The organism is Williamsia sp. 1138, assembly GCF_002095435.2.
Lineage (GTDB): Bacteria > Actinomycetota > Actinomycetes > Mycobacteriales > Mycobacteriaceae > Williamsia.
The window spans coordinates 25,421-49,625 of the sequence record NZ_MJEJ02000028.1 but is presented as its reverse complement, the minus strand read 5'-3'; the positions used below and the strand labels follow the sequence as shown (position 1 = coordinate 49,625).

The following is a 24,205-nucleotide window of genomic DNA, read 5'->3' as shown; positions in this document are numbered from 1 at the left end:
TTCGGGTAGAAAGGTCGCCAGCCCTGACGGGTGAACCGGGCCGCGGCGGCGACGGGTAGGACAGGGGAAAGCGGGCAATTGGGCAAACGATGGATTTTCGCGCTGACGTTGTCGTGCCTGCTCGTCCTCACCGGCTGCGTCGCGGATCCGCCGCCCCCCGTGCAGCAGACCAACTCGGTCCCGCCTGAACCTGCCGAACCGTCCGGGCAGGTCCTGTACGTGGCGACCGACTCGATCGGTATCGGGTTCAACCCGCATCTCGCCGCGGACCAGTCCGCGGTGACCACAGCAGTCGCGGCGATGACCTTGCCCAGTTCGTTCCGGCCGGTGAACGAGGGCGGACGCGTGGTGTGGACGATGGACAACGCGCTGCTGACCAGCGCGGACGTCTCCGGTACGGCGCCGTTCACCGTCACCTATCGCATCCATGAAGATGCGCAGTGGTCGGACGGACTGCCGATCACCGCGGAAGACTTCATCTACCTCTGGCAGCAGATGAGCCGCCAGCCGAACGTGACGGCCCCGGCCGGCTACCGCCTGATCACCGACGTCCGCAGTGGCGCAGGAGGCAAAGAGGTCACGGCGACGTTCGCGGCGCCCTACCCGGCATGGCGCGAACTGTTCAACGATCTGCTGCCCTCCCACGTCCTCAAAGGCGCACCCGGCGGTTTCCAATCAGGTATGGACAGTGGCTTCCCGGCATCGGGCGGTCCGTTCACCATCAGCGGCATCGACCACAGTCGAGACGAAGTCCGGCTCATCCGTAATGACAGGTTCTGGCTCACCCCGGCGCTGCTGGACCGGATGACCCTGCGGCGCGCCGGGACCACCAGTCAGCTCTCCGACTCGATGCGCTCGGGCGATACCAGGGTGGCCGCGGTCAGCGGCGGACCTGCCCTGGCCGCCAACCTCGGCAGTATCGGCGGCGTGCAGACCGGGAACGTCCCGCAGTCACGCACGCTCGGTGTCACCGTCAACACGCGGACCGAGTCGATGTCCAACTTCGACCTCAGGCGCGCGGTCCTGGCGTCGATCGACACCCGGCTCGTCACCTTTGCAGGGGCAGACGACACCGAGGTGCTGCCCGCCGAGAACTCGGTGTATGCGCCGTCCGACCCGGGTTACTACCCGGTGCCCCGGCCCGCCGTGACACCTGAACAGATCGAGCAATGGCTGACGTCGGCGGGATACCAGCGCGGACCGGTGGAGCCGGCTCCCACCCCCGCGCAGAGCACCCCCGGCGCGACGACCACCACCACCACGACCGAGGCGCCCGCGTCGGGCGAGGAGGGCACGCCCGGATCGGAGAACAGCAGCCTGCCGCCGCTGCCCGCCGGCGCGCAGGAAGTCGAGGAAAGCGACGGCGACGCACTGGTCGTCCGGGTGGCGTCGGTGACCGGCGATCCGCGGACCGGGGCCGCTGCGGCGAACATCGTCGATCAGCTCCGGCGGTCCGGCATCCGGGCCGAGGCCGTGACGCTGTCGACCGCCGAGTTGTACAGCTCAGCGCTCACCGGCCGCCGGGTCGACCTCGTGGTCGGCTGGAGCCGGGCAGGGGAGTCCCCGGCCACCGCCCTCGCCTCGAACACCGAATGCCTGAGCACCGAAGTGCCCGGGGTGTCCGAGACACCGAGCACCTCCCAGAGCCCGACGACCCAGACCCCGACGACCGAGACCCCGACGACCGCACCCGAGTCGGCACCGAGCGCGACTCCGTCGCAGGCTCCCGACGCCGAGCGAAGCGAGCCGCGGTACACGAGCAACGTCTCCGGACTGTGCGACCCCGAACTGGAAGATCTCGCGACCCGCGCGATCTCCGAAGACGACCCCACCGACAATCTGCGGACAGCACAGCGACTGCTCGACGAACGGTCGGTCTACCTGCCCGTCTACCAAGACGTCTTGACGACCGCGGTCTCGCCACTGGTCACCGGAGCCGCGGTGACCGGCCCGGTGCAGACCGGTATCTTCGGTGGATCCGCGGCCTGGCAGCAGCAGACCGGTAACTGAAAGCGAATCGAGACGATGAACCGTTTGCTGCTCGTGCATGCCCACCCCGACGACGAGACCATCACCACCGGCGGCACCATCGCGAAGTATCTGGCGGCCGGCGCCGAGGTCACCGTGGTCACCTGCACCCTCGGAGAAGAGGGCGAGGTCATCGGTGCGCGATGGGGCGGCCTCGTGGCCGACGGAGGCGCCGATCAGCTCGGTGGGTATCGGATCGGCGAACTCACCGAAGCGCTGGTGGCGCTCAGCCCCGATCCGGCGACACCGCTCGAACCGCATTTTCTGGGCGGTGCCGGTCGTTGGCGTGATTCAGGCATGGCCGGCGCACCGTCGAACGACCATCCACGCGCGTTCATCGGAGCAGGGTCGCGGGCGCCCGCGGAGGTTCTCGCGGAGCTGATCGTCGAACTGCGCCCACAGGTGTTGGTCGGCTACGACCCGGTCGGCAGCTACGGACATCCGGACCACATCCAGGTGCACGCGATCTGTGCCGAGGCGATCGACATCGCCGCTGCCGCCGACAACGCCTGGGCGGTGTCCAAGCACTATTGGACGGTCACCGAGGAGTCGGCGCTGTCCGACGGTCTGGCTTCTGCACAGACCCGCGTCCCTGCCGGCTGGCGGATGCCGGCGATCGGCGAACTGCCCAGCCATCGTGACGGCGAGATCACCACCGCCATCGACGTCCGTGAGGTCTACGACCGCAAGGTCCGGGCCCTGGCTGCACACGCGACGCAGGTCACGGTGGCACCATCCGGCACCGAATATGCTCTGTCGAACAACATCATTCAGCCCATATTCGCCGAGGAACACTACATGCTGGTGGCCGGCGCACCCGGTCCGCTCGGCCCGGTAGGGCGGGAAACCGATCTTTTCGGAGGGCTGTGATGCAGGGCGAGGTGATGCGCAAGGTCCTTCTCGGGTTCCTGTGGATCGATGGCTTTCTCGTCGGCATCCTCGGCGTCGCGTTCCTGCAACTGTCCATCGGTTCGGTGGCGTTCCCGATCAGCGCGCTGGCGGCGGGGCTCGCGAACTACGTATTGCTGTGGTTCAGCGCGACCCTGACCGCAGGGCCTGCGAAGTTCGGAGCGCTCGTCGCGTTCGCGGTTGCCTTCTTCGTCTCAGCTGCGGGCGGTCCCGGCGGCGACGCGGTGATCCCGCAGGACTGGCGTTCGTTCGTGCTGCTGGCCCTGGGTGTCGCGGCACCGATGTTCGCGGGTTACGCGGGCCTGCTACCTGCGTCGGAGGCGGCGCCGGTGCACCCGAGCAAGGGTGGCAGGGAATGAACCGGCTACCAGGGAGCATTATCTGATGGTGACCTCCGAGACGACGCTGCTGCCCGATCCGGCTATGCCCGGGGCCGTGAACCCGTCCGATGAGCCACCCGAACCCGCTGACGTGGCGCGCGCGCTCGATCGGGTGCGCGCCGGAGAGTCGATCGACCTGGACGAGGCCACCGTCCTGCTCGGTGTGCGGGGCGACGATCTCGCCGAGCTGTGCACCTATGCGGGTCGGGTCCGCGACGCCGGACTCGAGGCCGAGGGACGCGGCGGGCAGATCAGTTACTCGCGCAAGGTGTTCATCCCGCTGACCACACTGTGCCGCGACCGCTGCCACTACTGCACCTTCGTCACCGTCCCCGGCAAGCTCGCCCGGGCGGGCAAAGGTATGTACCTGGAGATCGACGAAGTACTTGACATCGCTCGCCGTGGCGCCGAAATGGGTTGTAAAGAGGCGCTTTTCACATTGGGTGATCGTCCGGAGGATCGCTGGCCGGAAGCGAGGGCATGGCTCGACGACCATGGATACGCGTCGACTCTCGACTACGTCCGCGCCGCCGCGATCCGCGTGCTCGAGGAGACCGGGCTGCTGCCACACCTGAACCCCGGTGTGATGACCAGTGATGAGATGGCATGGCTCAAACCCGTTGCCCCGTCGATGGGAATGATGCTCGAGACCACCGCCCGCAGGTTGTTCACCGACAAGGGCAACGCCCACTATGGGAGTCCGGACAAGGACCCCGAGGTCCGCAAACAGGTGCTCGTCGATGCAGGCAAGAACGCGGTGCCGTTCACGACCGGGATCCTCGTGGGGATCGGGGAGAACCGGGCAGAGCGTGCTGACTCGCTGTTCGAGATGGCCAAGGTGCACAACGAGTTCGGGCATCTGCAAGAGGTCATCGTGCAGAACTTCCGGTCAAAGCCCGACACCGCGATGCGTGGGGTCGCCGACGCGGAGTTCGACGAGTTCCTTGCCGCCGTCGCGGTGGCGCGCCTCGTACTCGGACCCCACATCCGGATCCAGGCCCCGCCGAATCTCGTGTCGCCGGAAGAATGTGCGTCACTGGTCAGTGCCGGAGTAGATGACTGGGGCGGTGTATCGCCGCTGACACCGGACCACGTCAACCCCGAGCGGCCATGGCCCAATCTCGATGCGCTGGCACAGATCACGGCCGGAACCGGCTACGTACTCACCGAACGTGTCGCGGCGCAACCGCGATACGTGCTGACCGGTGCGCCCTGGATCGATGAACGGATCAGTGCGCACGTACATGCGCTCGCCGACCCGGACACCGGGCTCGCAGTCGACGTCAACCCGACCGGCACGCCGTGGCACGAGAACGCAGCACCGGCGTCACCCGCCTCGACCACACAGGCGCGCTGATGCTGCTCCCACCCGTTCAGGCGCTGACCGACCGCGACGTCGCCAAACTGCTGTACACCCTGACGGGTGTGATCGACCCGACGCTGTCCGCGGTCGAGCACCTCGACCCGTTGGGCATCAAACGGCGCACGTTCGGCACCGTGGAACAACAGGCGAACCAGGCGATGTCGTCCGAGGCACTCGTCACCAAGGTCCTCGGTGCCGTTGATGATTCGCTGATCTGGGCGTCCGACAGCGCCGGTCTGCCCGGCACTGCGAAGTGGGCGGGATGGACCGCAGAAGAGCGTCGGGACTGGTGGATCAAGCGGGTCGGACCGATCAGCACCCTGGCTGTGGCGTATCCCGGTGTCTTCGGGGTCATCGCCGATCGGCTTCCGCTGCAGACCGTCATCGGCTTCGCCCAGCAGGCCGTACTCCTGTGCGCGGTTGCCCGCGCTTATGGCGTCGACGATCGCCATCGCCATGTGGACTTGCTCGCACGCGTGCTCCTCAACCGGAATCTGGACTCGAAAGCCGTGCTGAGCACCCCTGATACGGGCAAGGACGAGCACTCGTCCACGGACCTCGCCCGTGGGGCCTGGAACGGGATCGGCAAGTCGCGCGCGATCCTCTCCGAACTCGCCCGGAGACCGTCGTCACGGCAGCCCTGGCGATTGCTCGGGGCGCTACCGCTCATCGGTGCCGCAGCGGATTACATCGGGGAGACCGGCGCGCTGCGTCGGGCGGCCGACAACGCGGTGAAGAACATCCGCTGAGCGGATCATTCCCGCGATGGGTGCGGTCAGACCAGTCCTGCTTGAATCAGTGCCTCATATCCGCCGATGACGTCGGTGGCGCGGTGTAATCCGATGTTCTGCAGCGCGGCAGCGGCCAGGCTCGAGGTGTACCCCTGCGAGCACAGGATGATCCACGCGACGTCGTGGTCGACGGCCTCGGGAATCTTGGCGTCGGAGGTCGGATCGGTGCGCCATTCCAGGACGTTGCGCTCGATCACCAGGGCGCCGGGGTGCTCACCCTCCTCGGCGCGCTGGGCGGCAGGCCTAATGTCGACGAGAATGCCACCGTGTTCCAACGCGGCCGGTACGTCCTGCGCTGCGAGCCGGTCGAGTCCGGCGCGGGCCTCGAGGAGTACCTCGTCGATGGTCTTGGGTCGTTCGCTCACGCCGAACCACCGTCGGTGAGCACGGTCTTGGTGCGTCGCCCCGAACTCATGCCGCGCCACCGTCGGTGAGCACCGTCTTGGTGCGTCGTAGCGACTGGCTGTCGGTGACTTCGTAGTAGGACATCGCAGTCAGAGGTGGGGAGTAGGCGTGGACGCTCAGGGTCGGCTCGCTCGTCACGACCCGGCTCGGGCTGCGGACGACGTCATGGACCCAGCCCAGCGGGAACGACGCCTGATCACCTTCATGCAGGGTGCGGGCACGTAGCTGACTACCGGTCCATCGGTATTCGGTGAGTGCGCCCGACAGCACGGTCAGGGCGCCCAGGGAACCGGCGTGGTCGTGGAGATCCGTGGACTCGTCGGGGGTCCAGCTGATCAGCCACACATCGACATCGTCGTCGTAGTGGAGGCGGGTGGCCCAGCGCTTCTCCCGGTCCCAGTACCTGGGCAGCAGGTCGTCGTGGCGACCGTCGAGGACGTCGGATGCACCCTGATCGGTCAGCCGCAACAGGTCCGCGGGACGCAGACGCGTCGGCAGGTGATGGGTGGGCGTCGGGGTGCGGCTGGACAGGTGCTGTGTGGACGCGCCGACAGTGGCGGGCCGCGAAAGAGTGGAGGTCATGCGAGGTACTCCTGATGGATCGATTGGTGTTGGTTGCCAGAGGTCAGCAACAACACATTCGGTTCCACAGGGGGTTCGGTCGCACGGTCACGGAACAGATACTGCCCCCACTGAGGCTTTGCGCACAGGTTTAGGACCTGACTGATTTGAAAGCAGTGGTCAGACGTTTGCCGCCGGCGTCGATCGCGTTGACCTGGGGAGGCGCCGGGGAGAGAGGTGACCCGGGTTTTGACTTGGAATGCAGTACGCGGATACTGGGAGGCAACAAGCGGGCAGGCTGGGCGACCTTCAATCCACAAAGGCAGGCCCGCTTTCGAGCGCGTGCAGCCCACGCGTGAGTGAACCGTGATTGTGAGGAGGGTGGCCGGTGACCTATATCATCGCTGAGCCTTGCGTTGATGTCCTGGACAAGGCATGTGTCGAGGAATGCCCAGTCGACTGCATCTACGAGGGTGGGCGGATGCTCTACATCCATCCCGACGAATGCGTCGACTGCGGTGCGTGCGAGCCGGTGTGCCCGGTCGAGGCCATTTTCTACGAAGATGACGTGCCCGACGAGTGGGCCGGATATTACAACGCGAACGTCGATTTCTTCGACGATCTCGGGTCCCCGGGTGGAGCCAGCAAACTCGGCAAGGTCGACCACGACTCGCCGTTCGTGAAGGCGTTGCCTCCGATGAACACCGAGGACTGACGACGCCGATGTCTGTGCTGCGCGGCCGAGCGCCGGTGTCGAGGCGACTCCCGGATTTTCCCTGGGACACGTTGCTCGATGCAAAGGAGCGCGCGGCTGCCCACCCCGGCGGGATCGTCGACCTCTCGGTCGGGACGCCGGTGGATCCGGTTGATCCGCTGATCCGCGACGCCCTGTCGGCGGCATCCGACTTTCCCGGGTATCCGACGACCATCGGTACCCCCGAGGTGCGCAGGGCGGCGATCGATGCGTTGCAGCGCAGGTTCGGGATCGATGGTCTGGACCTCTCGATGATCCTTCCGGTGATCGGCACCAAGGAGGCCATCGCCGGATTGCCGTCGACCCTCGGGCTCGGCGTGGGTGACCAGGTCGTGATACCCGAGGTCGCCTACCCGACGTATGAGGTCGGCGCTCTGCTGGCCGGTGCAGATGTTCTCCGGGCGGATTCGCTCACCCAGATCGGTCCGGCCGCACCCGCGATGATCTACCTGAACTCGCCGTCGAATCCGACGGGCAAGGTGCTGCCGGTAGAGCATCTGCGCAAAGTCGTCTCCTGGGCGCGCGAGCGTGGCACGGTCGTCGTGTCGGATGAGTGTTACCTCGGCCTGGCGTGGGACGACGAGCCGGTCTCGATTCTCGACCCCCGGGTGACCGACGGAGACAACACCGGTCTGCTCGCGGTGCATTCGCTGTCGAAGACGTCCAACCTCGCGAGTTACCGTGCCGGGTTCCTTGCCGGTGATCCCGCGCTGATCGGTGAACTGCTGGCGGTACGTAAGCACGCCGGGATGATCGTTCCGTTCCCGATCCAAGCCGCGATGGCAGCTGCGCTCGGCGATGACGGGCACGCGAGCGTCCAGCGGGAACGCTACCGCCGACGCCGCGAGATCCTGCGGGACGCGGTGACCGGCGCCGGCTTCCGGATCGATGAGTCGGCCGCCGGGTTGTACCTGTGGGTCACCCGGGACGAACCGTGTCGCGAGACCGTCGCCTGGCTCTCCGACCGCGGAATCCTCGCCGCACCCGGCGACTTCTATGGACCTCGCGGAGTGCGGCACGTTCGGATGGCTTTGACCGCCACCGATGAGAGAATCGCGCAAGCGGCGAGTCGTCTGGCCTCCTGACCTGCGTCGTTCCAGCTGTGTCCAATCTGAGACCAGTCCGTTACCCCACGCCTCGAAGTTTCGGTGAAACTGTGGACAAGGAACAGAAGTGACTGCGAATCTGTAACTCGGACAACGGATTCGAATGTGGCCAACGGCGTCCACTCGTGAGCGAGTGAAAGGACGCGCATATGAGGGCACAAGTCTCGGGCTCATCCATCGCGTGGCGCCCGGCCATCTCGGAAATGCTCGTCGGGCTCGCCGACGCCGGATCGCTGACCTTCACCGAGGTCGTCGCCGAGAACATGACCCCCGGCCGGCTGCCCGGCGGGATCGAGGAACTGCGGGCGCGGGGAGTGGTGGTGATCCCGCACGGGGTGGGGCTCGGTCTCGCTGGAGCGGACCTACCGGACCCGGACCGGCTGGCACATCTCGCGGCGTTGGCACGCGAACTGGAGTCGCCGCTGGTCAGCGAGCACATCGCCTTCGTCCGGGCCGCCGGGTCGCCGGACCCCATGCACGGGGATGTGCTCGAGGCCGGACACCTGCTGCCGCCACCGCGGACGCACCAGGCTTTGGAAATTCTGTGCGACAACATCTCCCGCGCTCAGGACGTGCTGGGGGTGCCGTTGGCGCTCGAGAACGTCGCGGCGCTGATCGGCTGGCCAGAAGACGAGTTCGACGAACCCGACTACCTGACCGAGATCGTCCGCCGCACGGGTGTGCGACTCGTTCTCGATGTGGCCAACCTCTACGCCAGTGCAACCGCCCGAGGTGGCGACCCGGTGGCTGATCTCCGGCGGTTCCCGTTGGCGCACGCTGCGTATGTCCATACGGCCGGTGGGCGCTTCCGGGAGGGAATGTACATCGACACCCACGAAGATCCGATGATCGAGGAGGTCGGGTCGATGCTCACAGTGTTCGTCGAGCACTGCGACGAAGGCGGTCTGCCGCTCCCGGGGATCATGCTCGAGCGTGACAGCGACGTCACCTCAGCAGCGGTGGCCGCCGACCTGGAGGTCATCGACCACATCATTAGCGCGGCAACGTCTGGCCGGGAGGTGGGATCGCGTGATCTCGAACCCAGCACGTGACGGCGCCCGGGCGGCGCTCGCAGCGAGGCAGCACGCGGTGGTCACCGAGTTGCTGGCCGGCCGCGTGCCGGACGGGTTCGATCCGGTGGGCTCCGCGGTGACCAGCGACATCCTGATCGGAAAACGCGCATCAGCGGCCCTGCGGGCAGCACCGCAACTCGGCGCCCTGCCGCAGTGGCGGCGCTGGTTCGCCGAGTACGGACGGGAGGTCGCGGTCAGCGGATGTGCGCATGACGATGTCGCGGCGTTCACACGGTGGCTCGGAACGCGCTCCGACGTCGACCGCGTGACACGGGACTGGGTGCGCGTCGAAAAGGTCTACGCCGGCGCCGCACGGTCTGCGTGGGTGCGTTGTCGCGGTAGGCGCGTGTGGATCATCGGGATCGGTTCGACCACTTGGCATCTGGCTGTTTCACGACCACGGGAAGACGAGAGGGAGGGATTGTCATGACCATTGCGGTGATTGTGATCGTCGTGAGCGCAGCGGTGCTCTTCTCGACGAGGGCCTTCTACAGCAACTCTGGAACGGACAGGGCCCGCCGCCGGCGTCCGGGCGGCTGGGTCGGAGACGGCAGCGGAGGCGGGGATGGCGGTGGTGGGGGCTCCTGCGGGAGTTCGTGCGGAAGCGGTTGCGGGGGAGGATCCTCCGGTGGCGGCGGTGGTGGTGGTTGTGGAAGCAGCGGCGGGTAGGAGGGTGAGGCAATGACAGTTCTCGTGGTGATACTGGCATGTGTGGCGGGTGGGGCGGTGATCGCCCTGATCGCGGTCGTGGGATCGCATTCATCCAGGGCGGCCGACCGATACCGGAATGATTCCGGCGGGACCGGTGGCCACTGGAGCGGTTCGTCCGGTGACACCTGGGATTCGGGGCACCACCATGGCAACAACAGCTGCGGTTCAGGCAACTCGTGCAGCTCCGGGTCGTCGTGCAGCAGCTCTTCCTCGTGTGGCTCGGGCTGCGGTGGAGGCGGCGGAGGGGACTGATCAACCACAGAGCAGCCAGCCATCACAGGCTCCACCACCCACCCGAATTCGCGCCGCCCACCGGCAATTACCGGTGGGCGGCGCAAACTCGGGTGGAGCAGCGGTGGAACCGCCCGATTCAGTTGGCGTGCAGCGCGGCGTTCAGCTCGATACCGTCGCCCTTCCACGGCACGACCTCGACCGCACCGGTGGTGCTGTTGCGACGGAACAGGATGTTGCTCTTGCCGGAGAGGTCGCGGGCCTTGACGACGGTGCCGTCCGGTCCGGTGACCTTGGTGCCGGCGGTGATGTAGAGCCCGGCCTCGATCACGCAATCGTCGCCGAGCGCGATGCCGCAGCCGGAGTTGGCGCCGAGCAGGCATCGCTTGCCGAGGGAGATGATCTCTTTGCCGCCGCCGGACAACGTCCCCATCGTCGATGCGCCGCCGCCGACGTCGGAACCGTCTCCGACGATGACGCCTGCCGAGATGCGTCCCTCGATCATCGAGTGGCCCAGCGTGCCCGCGTTGAAGTTCACGAAACCCTCATGCATGACGGTGGTGCCGTCGGCGAGGTGTGCGCCCAGGCGGACGCGGCCGGCGTCGGCGATCCGGACTCCGCTCGGCACAACGTAATCCACCATTCGAGGGAACTTGTCGATGCCGTAGACGGTCACCGCGCCGCGGCTCTTGAGCTTGGCGCGGGTCACCTCGAAGCCGTCGACCGCACACGGACCGAAGTTCGTCCAGACCACGTTGGACAGCTTGCCGAAGACGCCATCCATGTTGGCGCCGTGCGGGATGACGAGGCGGTGCGAGAGCAGATGCAGACGCAGGTACGCGTCATGGGCGTCGGCGGGAGCGTCGGCCAGCACGATCGAGGTGCGTACCGCCACGGTCCGGACGCCGCGGTCTGAATCGGTGCCCACCAGCGACGATAGTTCGGCGGGGGTGTCGGCAGCGTCGAGTTCGGTGGTCCCGGATCCGCCTGCGTCGGTCAATTCAGGGGAGGGATACCAGGTGTCGAGCACTGCGCCCGAGTCGGTGATGGTGGCGATGCCGATTGCGGAGGCTCCAGATGCGTTGGTCACGGGTCTGGAGTTTACGCGGGGCGACCCGACCCAGGACAATGGAGCGTGTGGGTTACTCCGAGCAGCGATCGACGCTGGTCCCGGCGACGGTCTGGCGTCGTCAGGGCCCGGTTGCGCCTGCGGAGATCTTGCCGGACGGCTGCATGGATTTGATCTGGACGGGCACCGGGCTGCTGATCGCCGGGCCCGACACGGGGCCGGTCACCGCGACGGGCTCCGGCGACATGGTGGCGTTGCGGTTCGATCCCGGCGTCGCACCGTCGGTACTCGGAGTACCGGCCGAGGAGATGGTCAACGGCCGCGTCGACTTCGCCGACATCGCGGGGTCGGCGCAGGCCCGTTGCCTGTCCGAGCAGGCCGCCGCCGGAGAACCGGGAGATGTCCTGGAGCGTTTCGCGGCCGCGCAAGTCGACCGGAGCCCACCTCCGCGATGGCTTCATCCGGCCACCTCACTGCTGTCGGCGGGTCATCAGGTGGCGAGCGTCGCCGATCAGATCAGTGCCAGTCCGCGGCAGCTGCAGCGCTGGTCGCGGCATCACTACGGCTACGGCGCGAAGGCGTTGCAGCGGATACTCCGGGTGAACGCGGCGATGGCCGATCTGCGGACGGGCCGTTCGGCCGTCGACACGGCACACCACTGCGGATATGCGGATTACGCTCACATGTTCCGCGACTTCCGATCCGTGACCGGCCGCCCACCCGCCGACTTCCGTCCTCCGATGATGGGTTGTTCTGGCGGAGCCGACCAGGGCTTTTCCTCGCCAGAACAACCCATTTCCGGGGATCAGGGGAGCGCGGCGTAAAAGTCGACGGTGTTGCCGTTCGGATCGGTGACCGTGGCGTATCGCTGACCCCACACTGCATCGAACGGTGCGAGGTGCCCGGCGTGTCCGGCAGCGGTCACCGCCTCGTAGCGGGCGTCGACGTCGGCGGGAGCAGCGCACTCGAAGGCGAGTGAGATCCGCTGGCCACCCGTCGCGGGACGCCAGTCCGGATCGAAGGTCGCGACGCTCGCGGCGGTGTCGAGCAAGATCCGGAATCCGCCTGTAGCAGTGGCTTCGGCATGCGGGGCGGCGGCATTTTCGGGGAAATCCAGACCGCAGGTGCGATAGAATGCCAGCGACTCGGCCATGTCGTCGACGACGATCGACAGGGCATTCAGGTTCGGGGTGGGAGATGTCATGCAGGCGACGCTATCGGCGTGGCAGTCCCGGTGGCATGAACATTTCGGACAGTTCTGAAGTCTGGTGTACCTGGGGTTGCCCTGAGATCGTCCCGTTTCGGGTGGTCGCCTGGCGATATGCCGGGCGACCCTTGAAATGGGGACGTTCTCAGGGCGAGCCCCGGCGCCAATCTCAGAGGAGCATCCATGAGACCCGAGTCGAACGACGCGATCTTTGCCGAGATAGCCGAGGAACGGCGCATCATGGCAGACACCCTCGCGACGCTGACCACCGAACAGTGGGACACCCAGTCGCTGTGCGACGCCTGGACGGTCCGTGATGTCGCGGCCCATCTGGTGATGCCCCTGGTCACTCCGCTCTGGAAGTTCGGATTGACGATGGCTCGATATCGCGGAAACTTCGACCGGGCCAATCAGCACATCACCCGGCGCACCCGCATCGAACACGGCGACAATCTGCCCGAGCTGCTGGCCGCGAAGGCACACAGCACATTCACCCCACCGGGGAAGGGGCCGCTGGCTCCACTGGCCGACATCCTTGTGCACGGACAAGACATTCGACGGCCGCTGAACCTCGCCTACGTGATACCTGAGCACAGGCAGGTTGCTGTGCTGGACTTCCTCACCGGCTATTCCGGAGATACGCCGTTCTCGAAGCCGATCGACAGCGTGCGCTGGCAGGCGACAGACCTCGCCTGGAGCCAGGGCGACGGACCGGTGGTCGAGGGGCCGGCCGTATCTCTGATGCTGATCCTGACCGGGCGCGGTTGCGCATTGGCGGACACCACCGGTCCCGGGACGGAAGTGCTTGCGCGCCAGATGTCGGGGCAAGGCTGACGACTGCCGTGCTTCGGGCGCTACGGTGAACACCGTGAGCATTCCCGCATTGGACCTGCACTCCGACCCGATCGACCTGACGGCGGCGCTGGTCGACATTCCCAGCGAGAGCCACGACGAATCCCTCATCGCGGACGCCGTCGAAGCCGCGCTCCGCGAGCAGACCTCCGGCTTCGAGGTCGTGCGCCACGGCAATCGGGTGTTGGCCCGCACCGACTTCGGGAAGGGCCGGCGGGTGATGCTCGCCGGGCACCTGGACACGGTGCCCATCACCGACAACGTGCCGAGCCGAAGAGAACGCGACAGTGCCGAGGGCGACGTGCTGCATGGTTGCGGCACGGTGGACATGAAATCCGGCGACGCGGTGTTCCTGCATCTTGCCGCGACGCTCGAGGACCCCGCCTGCGATCTGACGTTGATCTTCTACGACTGCGAGGAGATCGCCGCCCGGTACAACGGGCTGGGCTTCATCGAGCGTGAGCTGCCGGAATGGTTGCGCGCCGATGTCGCGATCCTCGGCGAACCCACCGCGGGCCAGATCGAGGCCGGTTGCCAGGGCACGCTGCGGGCGCGGCTCACCGCATCCGGAGTGCGGTCACACTCGGCCCGGTCGTGGAAGGGCGACAACGCGATCCACAAGCTCGGATCGGTGCTGCAGACCTTGGCCGACTACAGCCCACGACGCGTCGACATCGACGGCTGCGAATACCGAGAGGGGCTCTCGGCGGTGCGCATCGACGGTGGCGTGGCAGGAAACGTCGTGCCCGACGCCGCGAGCGTCGACGTGAACTTCCGGTTCGCCCCGGATCGTTCCGTCGAGCAGGCCACCGAGCACGTCCGTGAGGTCTTCGCCGGCGCAATCGATTCGGGCGCGGTCACCTTCGAGATCACCGATGCGGCAGGCGGGGCGCTGCCAGGATTGTCCGACCCGGCGGCAGCCGCGCTCGTCGCCGCGGCCGGTGGCAGGTTCCGGGCCAAGTTCGGCTGGACCGACGTCTCCCGGTTCTCGGCCCTCGGTATCCCGGCGGTCAACCTGGGTCCGGGCGACCCCAACCTCGCGCACAAACGCGACGAGCGGGTACCCACCGCGCAGATCACCGAGGTGACCGACATCCTGCGGCGTTATCTGCTGAGCTAGCGTCCTGCTCGGCTAGCGTCGTGGCATGCCTCCACCCGACCGCGACACCAGACTCAGCTACCGCGGCGCAGCGCGGATCCGCGAAGACCAGACCACGCCGACTCAGACCACCGACCAGCGGCTGCTGCGGTCGGCCGACTCCGAGCGCGACCCCTGGCGGGTACTGCGCATCCAATCCGAGTTCGTCGAGGGTTTCGACAACCTGGCCACGGTCTCGGGCGCGGTGACCGTCTTCGGATCGGCGCGCATCGCTCCGGACACCCCCTACTACGACCTCGGCCGCGAACTCGGTGGTGCGCTCGCCGGCGCCGGGTATCCGGTGATGACCGGCGGCGGTCCGGGGCTGATGGAGGCGGTCAACCGCGGGGCCTGCGAGGCAGGCGGCTACTCCATCGGTTTGGGCATCGAGTTGCCGTTCGAGCAGAATCTGAACCAGTGGGTCGATCTCGGGATCAATTTCCGATACTTCTTCGTCCGCAAGACGATGTTCGTGAAGTACGCGCAGGCCTTCGTCTGCCTCCCGGGTGGTTTCGGCACCCTCGACGAGTTGTTCGAGGCATTGACGCTGGTGCAGACCCGAAAAGTCACCCAGTTCCCGATCGTCCTGCTGGGCACGCAGTTCTGGGGTCCACTGCTCGATTGGGTCCGCGGCACCCTCGTCGAGCAGGGTTTCGTCTCACCCGCCGACGTCGAATTGCTACAGGTGACCGATTCGGTCGCCGACGCGGTGACGATCATCGGTCAGTCACGACAGCGACAAGAGGGGGAGGGCCTGCGATGACTGCGATCTGTGTCTACTGCGCGTCCGGCCCGGTGGCCGACCACCACCTCGCACTGGCCACCGAACTCGGCACCGCCATCGGGGCCGCGGGCCACTCCCTGGTCTCCGGTGGGGGAAACGTCTCGATGATGGGCGCGATCGCGGCCGCAACCCGAAAAGCCGGTGGGCAGACGGTCGGGATCATCCCAAAGGCGCTGGTACACAGGGAAGTCGCCGACGTCGATGCGGACGAGCTGGTGGTCACCGACACCATGCGGGAACGCAAACAGCAGATGGACGACCGCGCGGATGCCTTCATCACCCTTCCTGGAGGGATCGGCACCCTGGAAGAACTGTTTGAGACGTGGACCGCCGGGTATCTGGGCATGCATGACAAACCGGTCGTGCTGCTCGACCCGGACGGGCACTATGAGCCACTGCTGCAGTGGTTGGACACTCTCGCAGGCACCGGTTTCGTGTCGCGATCGGCGCTCGCCCGGTTGCTCGTGACGCGTACGGTGCCCGATGCACTGGCAGGGTGCGGTATTTATCTGTGAATGTCGGTAACCTCTTCAACGCGACCGCGACGGGGCGAGGTTGACCGGGGCGGAGTTCGACTAAATTTAACCGTGGCACAACTCACAAGCATCGGAGCTTACGTGGCGAACGAAACCCGGAACAGTGTTGGACTTCTCGACGTCGCCAAAGGCGCCCTGGGCATGGTTCCGGACCTTCCGGGGGTCATTCGGCACGCGCCCGGACTGATCCTGCGTCGCCCGAAAGCCGAGGCCACGATCGGCTCGGTGTTCGACGGCCTCGTCGCCAAGCACCCCGAACGTCCTTTCCTCCGCTTCGAGGGCAAGTCGATCACCTATGGCGAGGCCAATCGGCAGATCAATCGGTATGCCGCGTTCTTCAGCAAGAACGGGGTCGGCGTCGGTGATGTCGTCGGCGTGCTCGCCAAGAACAAGCCCCAGACCCTGCTCGTCATGCTCGCCACGGTCAAGCTCGGTGCGATCGCGGGGATGCTCAATTACAACCAGCGCGGCCAGGTGCTGAGCCACAGCCTCGGCATCCTCGACGCAACCGTGCTCGTGGTGGACCCGGATGCCAAGGAAGCCCTCGATTCCATCGACAGGGCCGAAGCCCCCGACGTCACGGTTGATTTCGCAGAACTCGAGGATGCGTCCGAGGGGCTGAGTGAAGAGAATCCGTCGGTGACCGCAGGCCTGCCGGCATCCACCAAGGCGTTCTACATCTTCACCTCGGGCACCACCGGAATGCCCAAAGCCAGCATCATGTCCCACTACCGGTGGATGACGAGCATGGACGGCATCGGCGGTATGGGTGTGCGGTTGCGGCACAGCGACACCATGTATTCCGCCCTGCCGCTCTACCACAACAATGCGCTGACGGTCGCGCTGTCGTCGGTGCTCGCCTCGGGCGCATGCCTGGCGATCGGCAAGTCGTTCTCGGCCTCGAAGTTCTGGGACGACATCATCCTCAACCGGGCCACCGCGTTCTGTTACATCGGGGAGTTGTGCCGGTACCTCTTGGCGCAGCCCGAGAAATCCACCGACCGCAGCCACGGTGTGAACATCATCGTCGGCAACGGCATGCGCTCGGAGATCTGGGACGACTTCACCAAGCGTTTCGGCATCGAGCGGGTGGTCGAGTTCTACGGGGCCTCCGAACTGAACCTAGCCTTCATCAACGTCTTCAACCTCACGAAGACGGCAGGGTTCTGTCCGCTTCCGTTCAAGATCGTCGAATACGACGCCGAGACCGGTGAACCCGAGCGCAACGAGAAGGGCAGATTGACGACGGTACCGAAAGGTGGCTCCGGACTGCTGATCTCAGAGATCTCCGATCGCGTCCCGTTCGACGGATACACCGATGAAGAGGCCTCGAACAAGAAGATCATCAAGGATGCGTTCAAGTCCGGGGACCGCTGGTTCAACTCGGGTGATCTGGTCCGGGATCTCGGGATGCACCACATCGCGTTCGTCGATCGGCTCGGGGACACATTTCGGTGGAAGGGCGAGAACGTCGCCACCACGGAGGTGGAAGCCGAACTCGGCGGCGTCGACGCGATCGATCACTGCGTCGTCTACGGCGTCGAGGTGCCCGATACCGACGGCAAGGCCGGAATGGCAGCGGTCACCCTGCGCGACGGCCAGGAGCTGGACCCGAAAGCGCTCGGCAAGCAGCTCTACGACTCGCTCCCGGCGTACGCGGTGCCGCTGTTCGTCCGGGTGGTTTCCGAGCTCGAGCAGACCTCGACGTTCAAGAATCGCAAGGTCGAGTTGCGCGACGAGGGTTTCGACGACGTCGGAGACGACAAGCTCTACGTTCTCAAGGGCAGCGCCGACGGATATGTCGAGTTCTACGACGACTATCCACAGGATGTCGCCGCGGCGAAGGTCCCCCGCGGATAGGGGCCCGGCTCACATGACGCTGCCCCAGCGCAGCCCCGCCGGACCGTCCGTCTCGGCGACCCTGTGTGGCCGTCCCGTCGCCACCGACCGTGCCCTGGTCATGGCCATCGTCAATCGCACCCCGGACTCCTTCTACGATCGCGGATCGAGCTTCACCGACGACGCAGCGAAATCGCGGGTGGACCAGGTGGTGGCCGAAGGCGCGGACATCGTCGACATCGGTGGGGTGAAGGCCGGGCCCGGCGCCGACGTCGACGCCGCCGAGGAGACCCGCCGGGTGCTGCCGATGATCGAGTGGATCCGGGGCAGACATCCCGATCTGATCATCAGCATCGACACCTGGCGCGCCGAGGTGGCCCGTGCGACCGTCGCGGCCGGCGCCGACCTGATCAACGACACCTGGTCGGGTGCCGATCCAGAGTTGGTGGCCGTGGCCGCCGAGATGTCGGCGGGCATCGTCTGCTCGCATACCGGTGGGGCCGTCCCCCGCACCCGCCCACACCGGGTGCGGTACCCGGACGTGGTCGCGGATGTGCACACCGAACTCACCCGTGCTGCCGATCACGCGTTGGCCAGCGGTGTGCGCGAGGATTCGATCGTCATCGATCCCACTCATGATTTCGGGAAGAACACTCATCACGGGCTCGCATTGTTACGCCACGTGAACGTTCTGGTTAATACCGGTTGGCCAGTGCTGATGGCGCTCAGCAACAAGGATTTTGTAGGGGAGACTCTGGGTGTAGGCCTGGAAGATCGGCTGGAGGGGACTCTCGCCGCGACCGCACTTGCCGCCTCCGCCGGGGCTCGCGTGTTTCGCGTACACGAGGTTGCCGCCACTCGAAGGGTGGTCGATATGGTTGCCGCAGTGAACGGAACCAGACCACCCACCCGAACAGTAAGGGGTTTGGCATGACCGCTGGGAAGCAAGTCACTGGAAAGTCCGACCGTGCCTGGACGCCGATTGCGTCTGCACCCGAGAATTCGCCTCAATCCATGTGGGCGGCCGATCACAGTTGGGATCGCCCCGACTGGACCGTCGACGAGCTCGTCGCGGCGAAGAACGGCCGCACCGTGTCGGTGGTGTTGCCCGCACTCAACGAAGAAGAGACCGTGGCCGACGTCATCGCGTCGATCCGTCCGCTCCTCGGCACCCTTGTCGACGAGTTGATCGTGCTCGACTCCGGCTCCACCGATGCCACCGCCGAACGCGCCATCGCGGCGGGCGCTCAGGTCATCACCCGTGAGGAAGCCGTACCCGAGATCGAGCCGGTGCGAGGCAAGGGCGAAGTGCTCTGGCGCTCGCTCGCGGCCACCACCGGCGACCTGATCGCGTTCGTCGACTCCGACCTGATAGATCCGGATCCGATGTTCGTTCCCAAACTTCTCGGCCCGCTTCTCATCAACGAAGAGATCCAGCTGGTCAAGGGCTTCTATCGTCGGCCGCTTCGGACCGGGCAGACGGAAGACGCGAACGGGGGAGGCAGGGTCACCGAGCTCGTCGCCCGACCGCTGCTGGCGTCGTTCAAGCCCGACCTCACCGCGGTGCTCCAGCCATTGGGGGGCGAATACGCGGGAACGCGGGAGTTGCTGTGCGCGGTGCCGTTCGCTCCCGGGTACGGGGTGGAGATCGGCCTGCTGGTCGACACATACGACCGCTATGGCATGGCCGGCATCGGCCAGGTCAACCTGGGGGTGCGGACACACCGAAACCGCCCTCTGGTGGAGCTCGGTGTGATGAGCAGGCAGATCGTCGGAACCCTGATGGGCAGGTGCGGCATCGAGGACTCGGGCGTCGGACTGACCCAGTTCAAGATCCAGCCGGACGGCACCTTCTCACCGAAGACCACCGACGTGTATCTCACCGATCGGCCGGCGATGAACACCCTGCGGCCCACGGTCGCTGAGCGCAGCCGCCGCGCTTCCTAGCTCCACACGATCCACTTCTACGACGACGGGCCGCCGACAGGCGGCTCGTCTTCGTATATCCGGCTCGCCCTTCGGGTCGGCACGCTATCGTAGAAACTAGAACATGTTCTAGCTACGGGAGTTGTCAATGTCGGGTTCGATGTCGGGGAAATCAGTTCTGGTCACCGGAGGTGGCAGCGGAATCGGTGAGGGGATTGCTGCGCTGCTCGCCGAACGTGGTGCCCAGGTCACCATCCTGGGACGCAATGCCGAGCGGCTGGATGCGGTCGCCGAGAAGCTCAACGCCGCGGCCGGCGGGACATCGGTGCTGGGGCATGCCGCCGACATCACCGACGAGGATCAGGTTGCGAAGGCGATCGCGGTGGCCACCGCGCGCACCGGCCGGCTCGACGGCATCGTCGCCTGCGCGGGCGGCAGCGAGACGATCGGGCCGATCACCCAGATGGACACCGAGGCCTGGAAGCGGACCTTGGACCTCAATCTCAACGGCACCATGTTCACGATCAAACACGGTGCACGAGAGCTCGTTCGCGGTGGCGGCGGCGCGATCGTCGCCATCTCGTCCATCGCGGCCAGCAACACCCACCGGTGGTTCGGCGCTTACGGCGTCACGAAATCCGGGGTCGACCATCTGGTGGCATTGGCCGCAGATGAGCTGGGCGCGAGCAATGTTCGTGTCAACGGCATCCGGCCGGGGCTGACCCGCACCGAACTCGTCGGGATGATCACCCAGGATCCCGCGCTGAGCGAGGACTACCGGGTCAGCACACCGCTGCAAAGAGTCGGAGAGGTCGAGGACATCGCGGGCCTGGCGCTGTTCCTGCTCGGCGAGGAGTCCACCTGGATCACCGGACAGGTGATCAACGTCGACGGTGGTCAGATGCTGCGTCGCGGACCGGATTTCAGTTCGATGCTCGAACCGCTGTTCGGTGCGGAAGGGCTGCGCGGTGTGGTGGCCGTCCCGGACGGACAGACCTCCGACGAGGTGGCGGCATCGTGACCGCCCACGACGTGCTGGGCACCGCGGTCGAGATGCCGGTTCGGATCCGGCACGCCAGCTGCTTCGTCGCCGGGTTCACGGCATCGGCGAGTGCCGTCCAGGCCGCCATCGACGACACCGGCCTGGAAGTCCTGCGCATCAGGCCGGGCCGGGCGATGTGCATGCTCGTCTTCGTCGACTACGTCGACGGTGATCTCGGCCCCTACAACGAGTTCGGCGTCTGTGTGCTGGTCGCCGACCGCGAACGGCCCGGGCAGTCGATGGTGCGCAACCTCAAGGACCTCGCCGGCGGACAGGCCAGGGCGTTGGTACACCGGTTGCCGGTCGACGGTGAGTTCACGCTCGCGGCAGGGCGCGGGATCTGGGGATTCCCCAAGACGCTCGCCGACTTCGACGTCGATCACCAGAGCCGGACCAAACGTGGTGTCGTCAGCGAGGGCGGTCAGATGATCGCCGCGCTGACCGTGCGACCGGGTGTCAAAGTGCCCGATTCACCCGCGTCGGCGGTCCTGCGGGCGTATTCGCACCTCGACGGGGTCACCCGCGAGACTCCCTGGGTGCTGAACAACACGGCGGACACCCGCACCCGACTCGGCGGTGCGCAGTTGCAGTTGGGCTCACATCCCATCGCCGATGAGCTGCGGAGGTTCGGGCTCTCACGCCACGCACTGATGACGTCCTCCGTGGGGAAGATCGAGATGACATTCGAGGATGCCGAGGTCGTGAACGGGAGCTGACGCTTCGCGACAATGAGCTGACACTCGCGAGCGCCCATCGTGGGATAGTGGTCGGGTGCTGACTCTACTTCTGTACCTGGTGATCATGGTGGCGGTGATCGGGGTCGTGTTTGCGGTGGTCTGGCGGGTTTTCGGACGCTCGGAGGATCTGCCACCGCTGGAAAAAGGGACGACACTGACGCGGCTGCCAAGGGCGGGTATCACCGGCGACGACGTCCGAGGACTTCGCTTCGCACAGGTGACCCGGGGTTACAAGGCCGGTGAGGTGGACTGGGCGCTCGAGAAGTTGGCACGCGAGATCGACGAATTACGGACCGCCCTGCACGACCTGCAGGCGCGGGACGAGATCGAAAGCCCAGCGCAAGAGGCAGAATAACCTGAGCCGGGTCCGTAGTATGGAATCCGAATCAAAGCAATGCGAACCGCGCGGTGTCCAACGATTGATGGCACCAACCTAATAAGATCAGACTTCGACGCCGACTGCGGCAGCGAATCTGAAGGGAGCAGAGATGGCGGCGATGAAGCCACGGACCGGGGACGGTCCCCTTGAAGCAGCCAAGGAAGGGCGAGGAATCGTCGTGCGCATACCTATCGAGGGCGGCGGCCGACTGGTAGTCGAGCTGACGGCCGATGAGGCAGCTGCACTGGGTGAGGAATTGCGTGGGGTGACCACCGCCTCGTAGCGGAGTCAGATCAACAAGAAGGAGACGATCGACCGTGCTTTCCGCAGTGGTCGATCTGTTGTGTTGTCCGGTGTGCCGGGCCCCGTTGGAGCTTGCTGATCGCACGCTCTGGTGTGGCCAGGGGCATAACTTCGACCTGGCCAGGCAGGGGTATGTCACCCTGTTGGGCGGCGCCGGCAACAGTTTTCACTCGGATACCACCGAAATGCTCGCCGCCCGTACGCGATTCCTCGACGGCGGATTCTTCGACCCCATCCTGCGCGCGGTCGGCGCCGAGTGTGCAGACGGGGCCACCGTCCTCGACGTCGGCGCGGGCACCGGGCATTACCTCGCTGCCGCGGTGCGCCACGGCGGTGGGCGCGGGGTAGGGGTAGACCTTTCCAAGCTCGCCGCGAGGCAGATCAGTCGACTCGAAGGCCCGATCGGTGCGATCGTCGCCGACGCCTGGCAACCATTACCGATCGCCGACGGCGTGATCGACGTTGCGTTGTCTGTTTTCTCGCCGCGTAACGTGGCCGAGTTCGCCCGTGTCCTCGCCCCCGGCGGGCGACTGGTGGTGGTGTCTCCCACGCCGCGCCACCTGACGGAGATCGTCGGAGCCGTCGGGATGATCGGCGTGGACAAGGACAAGTCGGTGCGGATCGGGAACAGCATGGCCGGTCACTTCACCCGTACCGCACGATCGTTACTGGAATATCCGATCACGTTGTCCCACAACCAGGTTGTCGACGTGGTGCTGATGGGCCCGTCGGCATTCCACCTGACCGAACAAGATGTGACCTCACGGTTGACCGGTCACGCCGACCCGATGACGGTCACGGTATCGGTCACGGCCGCGGTGTATCAACCCGATTCGGTGACCGACTCGTAGATCTTCATGGTCTGTTCGGCGATGGAATCCCACGAGAACTCGGCAATCGCACGTTCTCGCCCGGCGACGCCCATGGCGGTGGCCAGTGTGGGGTCGGCGACGACCCGGTTGACCGCCGTCGCGAGGTCGCGTTCGAAGTCGTCGGTCTTGTCTTCGTCGTAGTGCACCAGGAGCCCGGTGACCTCGTCGCGAACCACCTCGGGTATGCCGCCCACGTCCGAGGCGACGACCGCCGTCCCGCAGGCCATTGCCTCGAGATTGACGATGCCGAGCGGCTCGTAGATGGACGGGCAGACAAAAACGTCTGCAGCCGAGAGTATTTCGCGGATCTTTTCCAGGGGGAGCATCTCACGCACCCAGAAGACACCGTCGCGGGCACTGGAGAGTCGGTCGACCGCCTCAGCGATCTCGGCCCCGATCTCCGGGGTGTCCGGAGCTCCGGCGCACAGGACGAGCTGTAGCTCGGGATCCATGTGATGGGCTGCGGCGACGAGGTGACGAACGCCCTTCTGCCGCGTGATCCGGCCGACGAACACCGCGATCGGGCGATCAGGGTCGACGCCGATCTCGCGCAACACCGACGTCGCCTCGTCGGGCGCCTTCGAGGGCCGCCACTTCACGGTGTCGATGCCGTTGCGAACCACGTGGACCTTGTCGGGGTCCAGGCGGGGATAGGCGTCGCAGACATCGATCCGCATGCCCGAGCTGACGGCGATCACCGCGTCGGCGTACTCGACGGCGTTCTTCTCCACCCAGCTCGACACCCGGTACCCGCCGCCGAGCTGCTCGGCCTTCCACGGCCTGCGGGGCTCGAGTGAATGTGCGGTCAGGACATGGGGTATACCGTGCAGCTGCCCCGCGAGATGACCGGCCATCCCGGTGTACCAAGTGTGTGAATGAGCCACCTGGGCGCCCTCGGCCGCGACGGCCATCCGCAGATCCGACGACAGCGTCGTGATCGCGGGGTTGGCGCCGACGAGTTCCGGGTCCACCCCGTAGACGTGTGCGTCCTCGCGGGGAGCACCCATGCAATGCACGTCCACCGTGGCGAGCTGACGCAGGTGAGCGACCAATTCGGTGACGTGTACGCCGGCGCCGCCGTACACCTCGGGCGGATATTCCCTGGTCATCATTGCCACGCGCATACTCCAAACGCTAGTGGGCCGGTGGTGTCGGCGCCAAGTGCGCGGCAAAATTGCCTCGACACAATCTCAAAGAATTGTTCCGACG

Annotated in this window: 26 protein-coding genes and 1 pseudogene; 22 read left to right on the top strand and 5 right to left on the bottom strand. The window is 66.2% G+C overall.

Translation table 11 applies throughout. The features are described 5' to 3' along the window. The first annotated feature begins 30 nt into the window (after positions 1 to 30). The 5 genes and pseudogenes from BH683_RS04415 to BH683_RS04395 all read left to right on the top strand — a co-directional run bounded on the left by BH683_RS04415 (position 31) and on the right by BH683_RS04395 (position 5,429). On the top strand, positions 31 to 2,010 hold the full coding sequence (locus BH683_RS04415) for an ABC transporter family substrate-binding protein (RefSeq protein WP_348639210.1): 1,980 nt from the start codon (positions 31 to 33) through the stop codon (positions 2,008 to 2,010). A gap of 15 nt (positions 2,011 to 2,025) precedes the next feature. Then, positions 2,026 to 2,898: an N-acetyl-1-D-myo-inositol-2-amino-2-deoxy-alpha-D-glucopyranoside deacetylase gene (gene mshB, locus BH683_RS04410; RefSeq protein ID WP_084835058.1), complete on the top strand. Its 873-nt coding sequence runs from the start codon at positions 2,026 to 2,028 to the stop codon at positions 2,896 to 2,898. Then, positions 2,898 to 3,296 carry a hypothetical protein gene (locus BH683_RS04405; RefSeq protein ID WP_084835057.1) on the top strand — a complete coding sequence of 133 codons (399 nt, stop codon included), beginning with the start codon at positions 2,898 to 2,900 and terminating at the stop codon, positions 3,294 to 3,296. The genes mshB and BH683_RS04405 overlap by 1 nt, the downstream gene beginning before the upstream one ends. 64 nt (positions 3,297 to 3,360) lie before the next feature. After that, positions 3,361 to 4,629 (top strand): annotated as a pseudogene (cofG, locus tag BH683_RS04400) (7,8-didemethyl-8-hydroxy-5-deazariboflavin synthase CofG); the annotation flags it as partial. 44 nt (positions 4,630 to 4,673) lie between these two features. Next, on the top strand, positions 4,674 to 5,429 hold the full coding sequence (locus tag BH683_RS04395; protein ID WP_168186966.1) for a hypothetical protein: 756 nt from the start codon (positions 4,674 to 4,676) through the stop codon (positions 5,427 to 5,429). Between the two features lie 26 nt (positions 5,430 to 5,455). Here the strand turns inward: BH683_RS04395 and BH683_RS04390 are convergent, their stop codons facing one another. Next, positions 5,456 to 5,836, bottom strand: a complete 381-nt coding sequence (locus tag BH683_RS04390; protein WP_084835086.1) for a rhodanese-like domain-containing protein — start codon at positions 5,834 to 5,836, stop codon at positions 5,456 to 5,458. A 46-nt stretch (positions 5,837 to 5,882) separates the two neighbouring features. Continuing rightward, a complete protein-coding gene (locus BH683_RS04385; RefSeq protein ID WP_084835054.1) occupies positions 5,883 to 6,458 on the bottom strand; it encodes a cysteine dioxygenase family protein in 576 nt (191 codons plus the stop codon). A 367-nt stretch (positions 6,459 to 6,825) separates the two neighbouring features. Here BH683_RS04385 and fdxA point away from each other — a divergent pair, with 367 nt between their 5' ends. From fdxA to BH683_RS04365, 4 genes are all read left to right on the top strand, one after another. Further along, on the top strand, positions 6,826 to 7,152 hold the full coding sequence (fdxA, locus tag BH683_RS04380) for a ferredoxin (RefSeq protein ID WP_084835053.1): 327 nt from the start codon (positions 6,826 to 6,828) through the stop codon (positions 7,150 to 7,152). Positions 7,153 to 7,160: 8 nt separating this feature from the next. Beyond that, entirely contained in the window at positions 7,161 to 8,276 is a 1,116-nt protein-coding gene (gene dapC, locus BH683_RS04375; protein WP_084835052.1) for a succinyldiaminopimelate transaminase, read from the top strand. A gap of 170 nt (positions 8,277 to 8,446) precedes the next feature. Next, the gene (locus BH683_RS04370; protein ID WP_084835051.1) at positions 8,447 to 9,349 is read left to right on the top strand and encodes a DUF692 family multinuclear iron-containing protein; all 903 of its coding nucleotides are present in this window, start codon (positions 8,447 to 8,449) and stop codon (positions 9,347 to 9,349) included. Then, positions 9,327 to 9,800, top strand: coding sequence for a hypothetical protein (locus BH683_RS04365; protein ID WP_084835050.1), 474 nt, complete (start codon positions 9,327 to 9,329; stop codon positions 9,798 to 9,800). The genes BH683_RS04370 and BH683_RS04365 overlap by 23 nt, the downstream gene beginning before the upstream one ends. Positions 9,801 to 10,451: 651 nt before the next feature. On the opposite strand, the gene dapD is transcribed toward BH683_RS04365, so the two are convergent. After that, positions 10,452 to 11,402, bottom strand: a complete 951-nt coding sequence (dapD, locus tag BH683_RS04350) for a 2,3,4,5-tetrahydropyridine-2,6-dicarboxylate N-succinyltransferase (RefSeq protein ID WP_084835047.1) — start codon at positions 11,400 to 11,402, stop codon at positions 10,452 to 10,454. Positions 11,403 to 11,449: 47 nt separating this feature from the next. Between dapD and BH683_RS04345 the strand changes: the two genes are divergently transcribed. Further along, positions 11,450 to 12,205, top strand: coding sequence for a helix-turn-helix domain-containing protein (locus BH683_RS04345; protein WP_168186965.1), 756 nt, complete (start codon positions 11,450 to 11,452; stop codon positions 12,203 to 12,205). On the opposite strand, the gene BH683_RS04340 is transcribed toward BH683_RS04345, so the two are convergent. Beyond that, the gene (locus tag BH683_RS04340) at positions 12,187 to 12,585 is read right to left on the bottom strand and encodes a VOC family protein (RefSeq protein WP_084835046.1); all 399 of its coding nucleotides are present in this window, start codon (positions 12,583 to 12,585) and stop codon (positions 12,187 to 12,189) included. The genes BH683_RS04345 and BH683_RS04340 overlap by 19 nt on opposite strands. Before the next feature lie 186 nt (positions 12,586 to 12,771). Between BH683_RS04340 and BH683_RS04335 the strand changes: the two genes are divergently transcribed. The 12 genes from BH683_RS04335 to BH683_RS04280 all read left to right on the top strand — a co-directional run bounded on the left by BH683_RS04335 (position 12,772) and on the right by BH683_RS04280 (position 22,975). Beyond that, positions 12,772 to 13,422 carry a maleylpyruvate isomerase family mycothiol-dependent enzyme gene (locus BH683_RS04335; protein ID WP_084835045.1) on the top strand — a complete coding sequence of 217 codons (651 nt, stop codon included), beginning with the start codon at positions 12,772 to 12,774 and terminating at the stop codon, positions 13,420 to 13,422. A 40-nt stretch (positions 13,423 to 13,462) separates the two neighbouring features. Beyond that, positions 13,463 to 14,560, top strand: a complete 1,098-nt coding sequence (gene dapE / locus BH683_RS04330; RefSeq protein ID WP_084835084.1) for a succinyl-diaminopimelate desuccinylase — start codon at positions 13,463 to 13,465, stop codon at positions 14,558 to 14,560. 25 nt (positions 14,561 to 14,585) lie between these two features. Continuing rightward, entirely contained in the window at positions 14,586 to 15,341 is a 756-nt protein-coding gene (locus BH683_RS04325; RefSeq protein WP_084835044.1) for a TIGR00730 family Rossman fold protein, read from the top strand. Beyond that, entirely contained in the window at positions 15,338 to 15,877 is a 540-nt protein-coding gene (locus BH683_RS04320) for a TIGR00730 family Rossman fold protein (protein ID WP_084835043.1), read from the top strand. Before BH683_RS04325 ends, BH683_RS04320 begins: the two co-directional genes overlap by 4 nt. A 102-nt stretch (positions 15,878 to 15,979) precedes the next feature. Further along, positions 15,980 to 17,758, top strand: a complete 1,779-nt coding sequence (locus BH683_RS04315) for a long-chain-acyl-CoA synthetase (RefSeq protein WP_281492284.1) — start codon at positions 15,980 to 15,982, stop codon at positions 17,756 to 17,758. A 13-nt stretch (positions 17,759 to 17,771) separates the two neighbouring features. Continuing rightward, the gene (folP, locus tag BH683_RS04310) at positions 17,772 to 18,671 is read left to right on the top strand and encodes a dihydropteroate synthase (RefSeq protein ID WP_094647242.1); all 900 of its coding nucleotides are present in this window, start codon (positions 17,772 to 17,774) and stop codon (positions 18,669 to 18,671) included. Continuing rightward, positions 18,668 to 19,684: a glucosyl-3-phosphoglycerate synthase gene (locus tag BH683_RS04305; protein ID WP_084835040.1), complete on the top strand. Its 1,017-nt coding sequence runs from the start codon at positions 18,668 to 18,670 to the stop codon at positions 19,682 to 19,684. The genes folP and BH683_RS04305 overlap by 4 nt, the downstream gene beginning before the upstream one ends. Before the next feature lie 127 nt (positions 19,685 to 19,811). After that, a complete protein-coding gene (locus BH683_RS04300; RefSeq protein ID WP_084835039.1) occupies positions 19,812 to 20,684 on the top strand; it encodes an SDR family oxidoreductase in 873 nt (290 codons plus the stop codon). Further along, positions 20,681 to 21,421 carry an acetoacetate decarboxylase family protein gene (locus BH683_RS04295; protein ID WP_084835038.1) on the top strand — a complete coding sequence of 247 codons (741 nt, stop codon included), beginning with the start codon at positions 20,681 to 20,683 and terminating at the stop codon, positions 21,419 to 21,421. The genes BH683_RS04300 and BH683_RS04295 overlap by 4 nt, the downstream gene beginning before the upstream one ends. Positions 21,422 to 21,476: 55 nt before the next feature. Continuing rightward, positions 21,477 to 21,797: a DivIVA domain-containing protein gene (locus BH683_RS04290; protein ID WP_094647240.1), complete on the top strand. Its 321-nt coding sequence runs from the start codon at positions 21,477 to 21,479 to the stop codon at positions 21,795 to 21,797. Positions 21,798 to 21,930: 133 nt separating this feature from the next. Then, on the top strand, positions 21,931 to 22,104 hold the full coding sequence (locus BH683_RS04285) for a DUF3117 domain-containing protein (protein ID WP_084835037.1): 174 nt from the start codon (positions 21,931 to 21,933) through the stop codon (positions 22,102 to 22,104). 34 nt (positions 22,105 to 22,138) lie between these two features. Continuing rightward, positions 22,139 to 22,975, top strand: a complete 837-nt coding sequence (locus BH683_RS04280; protein ID WP_084835036.1) for a putative RNA methyltransferase — start codon at positions 22,139 to 22,141, stop codon at positions 22,973 to 22,975. Here the strand turns inward: BH683_RS04280 and glgA are convergent. Beyond that, entirely contained in the window at positions 22,948 to 24,120 is a 1,173-nt protein-coding gene (gene glgA, locus BH683_RS04275; protein ID WP_210405157.1) for a glycogen synthase, read from the bottom strand. The two genes, BH683_RS04280 and glgA, sit on opposite strands and share 28 nt — an antisense overlap. Positions 24,121 to 24,205: the final 85 nt, after the last annotated feature.